General features: G+C 46.8%; 11 protein-coding genes and 2 pseudogenes. All 13 read right to left on the bottom strand.

Going from position 1 to position 4,500, the window contains the following annotated elements; translation table 11 throughout:
• Window positions 1-220: 50S ribosomal protein L15 (gene rplO / locus B3157_RS06395; RefSeq protein ID WP_292589688.1), on the bottom strand; the 220-nt coding region annotated here is incomplete at its 3' end.
• A gap of 13 nt (window positions 221-233) precedes the next feature.
• Window positions 234-422 (bottom strand): 50S ribosomal protein L30, encoded by a 189-nt coding sequence (gene rpmD, locus B3157_RS06390; protein WP_292589686.1) that lies wholly within the window; start codon window positions 420-422, stop codon window positions 234-236.
• Complete coding sequence (gene rpsE, locus B3157_RS06385) at window positions 422-1,027, bottom strand: 30S ribosomal protein S5 (protein WP_099828920.1); 606 nt, start codon at window positions 1,025-1,027, stop codon at window positions 422-424. The genes rpmD and rpsE overlap by 1 nt, the downstream gene beginning before the upstream one ends.
• A 13-nt stretch (window positions 1,028-1,040) precedes the next feature.
• Window positions 1,041-1,409, bottom strand: a complete 369-nt coding sequence (gene rplR / locus B3157_RS06380; RefSeq protein ID WP_214060611.1) for a 50S ribosomal protein L18 — start codon at window positions 1,407-1,409, stop codon at window positions 1,041-1,043.
• A 17-nt stretch (window positions 1,410-1,426) separates the two neighbouring features.
• Window positions 1,427-1,981: a 50S ribosomal protein L6 gene (rplF, locus tag B3157_RS06375; RefSeq protein ID WP_214060612.1), complete on the bottom strand. Its 555-nt coding sequence runs from the start codon at window positions 1,979-1,981 to the stop codon at window positions 1,427-1,429.
• A 12-nt stretch (window positions 1,982-1,993) separates the two neighbouring features.
• Window positions 1,994-2,375, bottom strand: a pseudogene (gene rpsH, locus B3157_RS06370) (30S ribosomal protein S8).
• Window positions 2,376-2,388: 13 nt separating this feature from the next.
• The gene (locus B3157_RS06365; RefSeq protein ID WP_214078149.1) at window positions 2,389-2,574 is read right to left on the bottom strand and encodes a type Z 30S ribosomal protein S14; all 186 of its coding nucleotides are present in this window, start codon (window positions 2,572-2,574) and stop codon (window positions 2,389-2,391) included.
• A 12-nt stretch (window positions 2,575-2,586) separates the two neighbouring features.
• Window positions 2,587-3,147 carry a 50S ribosomal protein L5 gene (gene rplE, locus B3157_RS06360; protein ID WP_099828916.1) on the bottom strand — a complete coding sequence of 187 codons (561 nt, stop codon included), beginning with the start codon at window positions 3,145-3,147 and terminating at the stop codon, window positions 2,587-2,589.
• 16 nt (window positions 3,148-3,163) lie between these two features.
• Window positions 3,164-3,484 (bottom strand): 50S ribosomal protein L24, encoded by a 321-nt coding sequence (gene rplX, locus B3157_RS06355; RefSeq protein ID WP_099828915.1) that lies wholly within the window; start codon window positions 3,482-3,484, stop codon window positions 3,164-3,166.
• Between the two features lie 12 nt (window positions 3,485-3,496).
• Window positions 3,497-3,863, bottom strand: a pseudogene (rplN, locus tag B3157_RS06350) (50S ribosomal protein L14).
• Window positions 3,860-4,165, bottom strand: a complete 306-nt coding sequence (gene rpsQ, locus B3157_RS06345; RefSeq protein ID WP_349680373.1) for a 30S ribosomal protein S17 — start codon at window positions 4,163-4,165, stop codon at window positions 3,860-3,862. Before rpsQ ends, rplN begins: the two are co-directional and overlap by 4 nt.
• A gap of 6 nt (window positions 4,166-4,171) precedes the next feature.
• Window positions 4,172-4,372: a 50S ribosomal protein L29 gene (gene rpmC, locus B3157_RS06340; RefSeq protein ID WP_099772028.1), complete on the bottom strand. Its 201-nt coding sequence runs from the start codon at window positions 4,370-4,372 to the stop codon at window positions 4,172-4,174.
• Window positions 4,372-4,500 (bottom strand): ribosomal protein L16 (locus tag B3157_RS06335; protein ID WP_292589690.1); only part of this gene is annotated, 129 nt, incomplete at its 5' end. The genes B3157_RS06335 and rpmC, both read right to left, overlap by 1 nt.

The raw sequence follows: 4,500 nt of genomic DNA, 5'->3' as shown, positions 1-4,500 counted from the left end.
CTATAGAACCTCGGTTTTTGAACCCTTTTTTTGGTGTTCTTCTGAATAGGGGTGTCTGTCCGCCCTCGAAGCGTGCAGCCACCTTGCCTGTCGCTCTTCCCTGGCCTTTGTGGCCTCTGGTGGCGGTCTTTCCCATTCCCGAACCGGTACCGCGTCCTATTCTTTTCTCTCTTGTTCTCGAACCGGGCGTCGGACTTAGATCCTCAACTTTAAAAGCCATCTTCCTACCCCCTTCAGTTATCAAGTTCTTCAACAGCAAGAAGATGTCGCACTGCATTCACCATGCCTCTAATCTGCGGAGAATCAGGCTGAACCACTTCACTGTCCAGCTTTCCAAGACCAAGTGCCTTAACCGTCTTCAGCTGTCTTCTGTTATAACCAATCGGACTCTTTATTAATCGAATTCTCAAACTCTTTGCCATTACTGACCTTCCTCCTCGTTGACTCCGTGGAAAACCGCCTTCAGAGGTACGTCCCTTAGCTTCGCAAAATCCTGGGGAGATCTCAGACTAACCAAACCATTCAGAGCAGCTCTAGCCATATTGAGCGTGTTCGATGATCCAAGGGACTTCGTTAGGATATTCTTGACCCCTGCCAGCTCAACGACCGCCCTAACAGGCGAGTTAGCGATAATTCCCGTTCCTGGACCGGCAGGCTTAAGCATTATCTTTGCAGAATCCTGTCTTCCAATTGTCTCATGTGGTACGGTTTCGTTTCTTACCGCAACTTCAGTAACATTCTTCTTGGCTTCCAGCACTGCCTTCCTGATTGCAGTGGGGACCTCCCTGGCGCTACCAATTCCAAGACCGACCTTTCCATCTCGATTGCCCACAACTGCAACAACTCTAAAAGACAAGTTCTTGCCGCCGGCGACCACCTTCGTCACTCTACGTATTTCAATGATTCTTTCTTCAAATTCGTTGTCTTCAACCTGCTTTTCCACAGGGGCGTTTCTGGAAGCTCTGGGGCTTCTTCTTCCATCGCGTGAAGATTTCGAATTGCGATCATTCTTCATCTCTTCAGCCATCTTCTTCACCTCCTCAGAACTGTAGTCCACCTGCTCGAGCGCCCTCGGCAAGTGACTTGACTCTTCCATGGAACTTGAATCCTCCACGGTCGAAGACCACGCTGGTGATTCCCTTGTCTTTCGCCTTCTTCGCGAGGAGCTCCCCAACCTTTTTCGCAGCATCGACATTCCATGTCTTCTCAACAGAACCTCTAATCTCCTTGTCTACCGTCGAGGCCGCAACAAGGGTTACTCCCTTGGAATCGTCTATTAGTTGAGCATATATGTGCTTCTCGCTTCTGAAGACTGCTAGTCTCGGTCTTTCCGATGTTCCGGAAACTGCAGACCTGACGCGAAGATGTCTCTTTCGCCTTTGTTCCTTTTTATCTTTATGTTTGAACACTCCAGCCGCCTCCTTGATTAGACCTTCTTACCGACTTTAGTTCTGATTGCTTCTCCCTTGTAACGTATTCCCTTTCCGGAATAAACGATCGGTATTCTCCATCGCTTGATGTTCGCAGCAACCTGGCCAACCAAGTACTTGTCAATTCCTTTGACAACTATAGCCTGCGGCGCTGGCACTTCAAACTCTATTCCAGCAGGAGGATCGACCTCAACCGGATGAGCGTAACCGAGATTCATTACAAGTTTCTTTCCCTGAAGCTGAGCTCTGTAACCTACTCCAACGATTTCGAGTTCCTTAACAAACCCTTGTGTAACACCCACGACCATGTTGTTTATTAGCGACCAAAAGGTCCCGGCATACTTGGCCAATCTCTTGTAATCGCTCTTTCTTATCACAACATCCTCATTTGACTTCACCCAGAGCTCTTTTTCGCCGGCTTCGATCTTCACAAGAGGAAGGAGTTCCTGTTTCAGCTCGCCTTTCGGTCCCTTCACAGTGATCAAGTTTCCTTCGATTTTGTATGATACACCAGCAGGGATTTTTATGGAATGCTTAAGTAGTCTAGACATCAGAATTCCCCCCTACCATACGTAGCAGATGACTTCGCCGCCGACGCCTTGCGAACGGGCCTGCTTGTCTGTCATCACTCCGCTGGAAGTACTTACAATTGCTATTCCCATACCTGACTTTACCTTCGGAAGTTTGTCCTTGTTCACGTACATNNACGATTCCAGAGATGACGTTGATCTTATGCCTTCTGTCTCCCTTGTACTTCAAGAAGACTTTCAAGACACCCTGTTTGCCATCCTCTATGTATTTATAATCGTCTATATAGCCTTCCGCCTTCAAAATATCCAGAAGCTTCTTCTTCAGGTTAGAAGCCGGTATATCCACGCTCTCCTTGAAGGCAGCGTTGGCATTTCTTATTCTAGTGAGCATGTCGGCTATGGGATCACTCCACATTACATTTCCCTCCTCACCAGCTTGCTTTCTTCACACCGGGGAGTTTTCCCTCGGAAGCCAGCTGTCTAAAGCACACTCTGCAAAGACCGAACTCTCTATACACTGCTCTAGGTCTGCCACAAAGATTGCATCTGTTATATTTCCTTACTTTGAACTTGGGTTCTCGTTTCCACTTTTCGACTAATGATTTCTTCGCCATGCACCTACCTCCTTAGACCATGACTCTCTTGAAAGGAAGTCCTAGAAGTGCAAGCAACCTTCTGGCCTCCTCGTCAGTCTTGGCCGTGGTAACAACTATTATGTCCATTCCCTGAACTCGTTTTATCTGATCTGGCACAATTTCGGGAAAGACTAGCTGTTCGGGAAGTCCCATTGCATAATTGCCTCTGCCGTCAAACGAGTCCGGATCAACGCCTCTGAAGTCCCTCAGCTTCGGAAGAACAATATTTATCAGCTTGTAAAGGAAGTTGTACATCCTTGGACCTCTGAGGGTAACCTTCAATCCCACCGGCATTCCATCACGAAGTTTGAAGTTGGCTATACTCTTCTTGGCTTTCGTCACCACTGGCTTCTGTCCCGCTATCGTCATCAATTCCTTACCATGGAGATCGAGAAGATCCGCATTTCTAGATCCCTCTCCAATACCCATGTTTACTACTATTTTGGAGACTCTTGGCACTTCCAGCCTGTTCTTATAACCAAATTCCTTAGTCATGGTAGGGACTACTTCATTTTCAAATCTATCTTTCAAAGGGACGTATTCGTATGCCATCAACAATTCCTCCCCATTAGACCTTATCGATTATCTCGCCGCACTTCTTGCAGGCTCTAACCTTTTCGCCATTCTCAAGGATTTTGTGCGCGACTCTCGTAGGCTTATTACAGTTGGGGCAGACAACCATCACTTTCGAAACATATATTGGAGATTCCCTTTCAATTATTCCACCTTCACGGTATTGATTGGTTGGTCTCTGATGCTTTTTCGTGAAGTTGACACCCTCAACTATTATCTTCTTCTCCGAGGGAATTGTCTTAAGAACTTTGCCCTTCTTGCCCCTGTCTTTACCAGATATCACCATTACAATGTCTTCTCTCTTCACTCTACTCATTTGCGTCACTCCTCACCAGACTTCCTGAGCTAGAGAAGCGATTTTCGAAAATCCCTTATCTCTGATCTCCCTAGCTACAGGTCCAAAGACACGTGTCCCTCTGGGCTGGTTCTGCTTATCAATAATCACCGCAGCATTATCATCGAAGCGTATGTAAGTGCCGTCAGGTCTTCGAATCTCTTTAGCAGTTCTCACAAGCACGGCCCTCACTATATCGCCTTTCTTGAAATCTGTGTTCGGCGCAACATCCCTTACTGCAGCAACTACTATGTCNNATGGTTCCCGATCTCTTTCTGTAACCACCGGTAACCTGAATGACCTTAATCATTCTCGCACCGGAATTGTCGGCGACCTTCAGGTAAGATTCAGACTGAATCATTTCTGGTCACCTCCGGAACCTTCAACGGTCTCGGGAGTTTCGGTAATTTCTCCCGTGTAGATATCCTTCTTGAGAACCTTAACGAGTTTGAACTTCTTCATCTTGCTAAGGGGTCTGCACTCTTCAATTTCAACTGTATCGCCCATTCCAGCAAGACCTTCTGGATCATCTGCGTGATACTTCTTAGTAGTTTTCATCGTCTTCCCATAGAAGGGATGTATATGCGTTCTTGTTACACTTACTACAATCGTTTTATCCATCTTGTCACTTACTACCGTTCCTACTAGTGTCTTTCTTGGCATGGCGGACTACCTCCTTATCCCCAGCTCACGACCGCGAAGGATAGTCTTTATCCTGGCTATGTCGCGCTTTACTACAGTTATCTGGGAATGGTTCTTCAACCTGTTCATTTCCAGCTGGAACCTGAGGTCCATCAGCTTTCTTTTTGAATCTTCGAGCATCTGAGTGAGTTCTTCATCTGTGAACTTTTGAAGTTCGACTGCTTTCATCAGAGCTCACCTCCTATCTGATACCTCGGTACTATCTTTGTTCTGATAGGTAACTTCGAAGCAGCTTTTTCGAGAGCCTCTTTCGCAAGCTGGTCAGGCACTCCTCCTATTTCGAACATGATCTTCCC

The sequence above is a fragment of the Mesotoga sp. UBA5557 genome, assembly GCF_002425715.1.
Lineage (GTDB): Bacteria > Thermotogota > Thermotogae > Petrotogales > Kosmotogaceae > Mesotoga.
Note: the sequence above shows the minus strand (reverse complement) of the source record. Positions and strands in the feature narration are given on the sequence as shown.

Excerpts from the sequence above, each read along its gene's own strand:
- rpmD (WP_292589686.1), bottom strand. The coding sequence starts at position 422 with ATGGCAAAGAGTTTGAGAATTCGATTAATAAAGAGTCCGATTGGTTAT.
- rpsE (WP_099828920.1), bottom strand. The coding sequence starts at position 1,027 with ATGGCTGAAGAGATGAAGAATGATCGCAATTCGAAATCTTCACGCGAT.
- rplF (WP_214060612.1), bottom strand. The coding sequence starts at position 1,981 with ATGTCTAGACTACTTAAGCATTCCATAAAAATCCCTGCTGGTGTATCA.
- B3157_RS06365 (WP_214078149.1), bottom strand. The coding sequence starts at position 2,574 with ATGGCGAAGAAATCATTAGTCGAAAAGTGGAAACGAGAACCCAAGTTC.
- rplE (WP_099828916.1), bottom strand. The coding sequence starts at position 3,147 with ATGGCATACGAATACGTCCCTTTGAAAGATAGATTTGAAAATGAAGTA.
- rplX (WP_099828915.1), bottom strand. The coding sequence starts at position 3,484 with ATGAGTAGAGTGAAGAGAGAAGACATTGTAATGGTGATATCTGGTAAA.
- rpsQ (WP_349680373.1), bottom strand. The coding sequence starts at position 4,165 with ATGCCAAGAAAGACACTAGTAGGAACGGTAGTAAGTGACAAGATGGAT.
- rpmC (WP_099772028.1), bottom strand. The coding sequence starts at position 4,372 with ATGAAAGCAGTCGAACTTCAAAAGTTCACAGATGAAGAACTCACTCAG.